Raw genomic sequence first — 3166 nt, 5'->3', positions numbered from 1 at the left:
GGGTGTGGGTGGGTTGGTTGTGAACTGTATAGTGGACGCGAGCATCTTACTGTAAGATTTCTGCGACAAAGTGTTTCTTGTTTTGTTCGTGTGTCTTTGTTGTTTGTTTTTTTGAGCGTTCGGTGGATGCCTTGGCATCAGGGGCCGATGAAGGACGTGGTGGCCTGCGATATTCCTCGGGGAGCCGGCTGGCGGGCTGTGATCCGAGGGTTTCCGAATGGGGGGACCCGGCACGAGTTATGTCGTGTCACCTGCATCTGAATTGTATAGGGTGTGGGGGGTGACGCGGGGAAGTGAAACATCTCAGTACCCGTAGGAGAAGATATTCCGTGAGTAGTGGCGAGCGAAAGCGGATGATGGTTAAACCGTGTGCGTGTGATACTCGGCAGGGGTTGCGTGTGCGGGGTTGTGGGGCTGTCCTGTTTTCTCTTCTGCCGGAGAGGGGGCGCGTGTGCTGGCTGGTAGCTGAATCGTCTGGGAAGGCGTGGCGTAGTGGGTGATACCCCCGTAGGCGGAACTGGTTGGTGCGTGTCTGGGACAGTATTGCCCGAGTAGCACGGGGCTCGTGGAATCCTGTGTGAATCTGCCAAGACCACTTGGCTGCCTGAATACCTCCTGATGACCGATAGTGGATAGTACCGTGAGGGAATGGTGAAAAGTACCCCGGGAGGGGAGTGAAATAGTACCTGAAACCGGGCGCTTACAAGCCGTCAGAGCCTTCACGCACCTTGTGTGTGGGGGTGGTGGCGTGCCTTTTGAAGAATGAGCCTGCGAGTCAGTGGCGTGTCGCGAGGTTAACCCGTGTGGGGTAGCCGTAGCGAGAGCGAGTCCGAATAGGGCGTTTGTAGTGGCGCGTTCTGGACCCGAAGCGGGGTGATCTACCCATGGCCAGGTTGAAGCACGTGTAAGAGCGTGTGGAGGACCGAACCCACCTAGGTTGAAAACTGGGGGGATGAGCTGTGGGTAGGGGTGAAAGGCCAATCAAACTCCGTGATAGCTGGTTCTCCCCGAAATGCATTTAGGTGCAGCGTCGCGTGTTGCCCGGCGGAGGTAGAGCTACTGGGTGGCTGATGGGCCCCACAGGGTTACTGACGTCAACCAAACTCCGAATGCCGTCGGGTTGTAGCGTGGCAGTGAGACCGCGGGGGATAAGCTCCGTGGTCGAGAGGGAAACAGCCCAGATCGCCGGCTAAGGCCCCTAAGCGTGTGCTAAGTGGGAAAGGATGTGCGGTCGCGCAGACAACCAGGAGGTTGGCTTAGAAGCAGCCATCCTTGAAAGAGTGCGTAATAGCTCACTGGTCAAGTGATCGTGCGCCGACAATGTAGCGGGGCTCAAGCACACCGCCGAAGCCGCGGACCCATGACGTTGTTCCTTTCACTGTCCGGCTTGTCCGGGTGGTGGCAGGGGTTGTGGGTGGTAGGGGAGCGTCCTGCACCGGGGGAAGCCTGTGGGTGACTGCTGGTGGACGGTGCGGGAGTGAGAATGCAGGCATGAGTAGCGATACTAGGGTGAGAAGCCCTAGCGCCGAATGACCAAGGGTTCCAGGGCCAGGCTAGTCCGCCCTGGGTGAGTCGGGACCTAAGGCGAGGCCGACAGGCGTAGTCGATGGATGACGGGTTGATATTCCCGTACCGGCGAAGCACCGCCCATGCTGACGTGCGGGTGCTAACCCACGCCCAGCCACCATGTTAGCCGCGCCTGTCAGGTTCGCCTGACGGTGTGGTTGTGGTGGTGGGGTCTGGGGATCCTCCGTGCAGGTAGGCAAGCGTGTTAACAGGGGTGACGCACAGTGGTAGCCCGGCGGACCTGATGGCTTGGTCCGTTCAAGCGCGCAGCCCGTTTCCCAGGTAAATCCGGGGGACTGTCTTTGATGACGGGGGTGAGGCGTGATGGTGACCTCACACTGGTGGGGGATAACAGGGTGATCCTGGGGTGCCGAGAAAAGCCTCGACGCGATGGTGCCAGCCGCCCGTACCCTAAACCGACACAGGTGGTCGGGCAGAGTATGCCTAGGCGCACGAGTGAATCATGGTTAAGGAACTCGGCAAAATGCCCCCGTAACTTCGGGAGAAGGGGGGCCTGATCCCTGAAGCCCCGTTTGCGGGCTAGGGGGGAGGGTCGCAGAGGCCAGGGGGAAGCGACTGTTTACTAAAAACACAGGTCCGTGCGAAGCCGTAAGGCGATGTATACGGACTGACGCCTGCCCGGTGCTGGAAGGTTAAGAGGAACCATCAACCCTCTCGGGGGTGAAGTGGTGAATTTAAGCCCCAGTAAACGGCGGTGGTAACTATAACCATCCTAAGGTAGCGAAATTCCTTGTCGGGTAAGTTCCGACCTGCACGAATGGCGTAACGACTTCCCCGCTGTCTCAACCATGAGCTCGGCGAAATTGCAGTACGAGTAAAGATGCTCGTTTCGCGCAGAAGGACGGAAAGACCCCGGGACCTTTACTACAGCTTGGTATTGGCGCCCGCTATAGCTTGTGCAGGATAGGTGGGAGACTGTGAAGCCGCTACGCCAGTGGTGGTGGAGTCGTCCTTGAAATACCACTCTGGTTATGGCGTGCGCCTGAACCTGGGCCCGTGATCCGGGTTAGGGACAGTGCCTGGTGGGTAGTTTAACTGGGGCGGTTGCCTCCTAAAGTGTAACGGAGGCGCTCAAAGGTTCCCTCAGCCTGGTCGGCAACCAGGTGTTGAGTGCAAGTGCACAAGGGAGCTTGACTGTGAGACCGACGGGTCGAGCAGGTACGAAAGTAGGAACTAGTGATCCGGCGATCCCGTGTGGGTGGGTCGTCGCTCAACGGATAAAAGGTACCCCGGGGATAACAGGCTGATCCTGCCCAAGAGTCCATATCGACGGCATGGTTTGGCACCTCGATGTCGGCTCGTCGCATCCTGGGGCTGGAGCAGGTCCCAAGGGTTGGGCTGTTCGCCCATTAAAGCGGTACGCGAGCTGGGTTTAGAACGTCGTGAGACAGTTCGGTCCCTATCCTCTGCGCGCGCAGGAGACTTGAGAAGGCCTGTCCCTAGTACGAGAGGACCGGGACGGACGAACCTCTGGTGTGCCAGTTGTCCCGCCCGGGGCACGGCTGGTTGGCTACGTTCGGGAAGGGTAACCGCTGAAAGCATCTAAGCGGGAAACCATCTTCAAGATAAGGTCTCCACA

General features: G+C 58.7%; 1 rRNA gene. It reads left to right on the top strand.

The annotated features are described in order from the left end of the window. Window positions 1–99 precede the first annotated feature (99 nt). A 23S ribosomal RNA gene (locus tag FK267_RS13320) occupies window positions 100–3166 on the top strand; the annotation flags it as partial.

Source organism: Actinomyces oris (assembly GCF_006546825.1).
Lineage (GTDB): Bacteria > Actinomycetota > Actinomycetes > Actinomycetales > Actinomycetaceae > Actinomyces > Actinomyces oris.
Note: the sequence above shows the minus strand (reverse complement) of the source record. Positions and strands in the feature narration are given on the sequence as shown.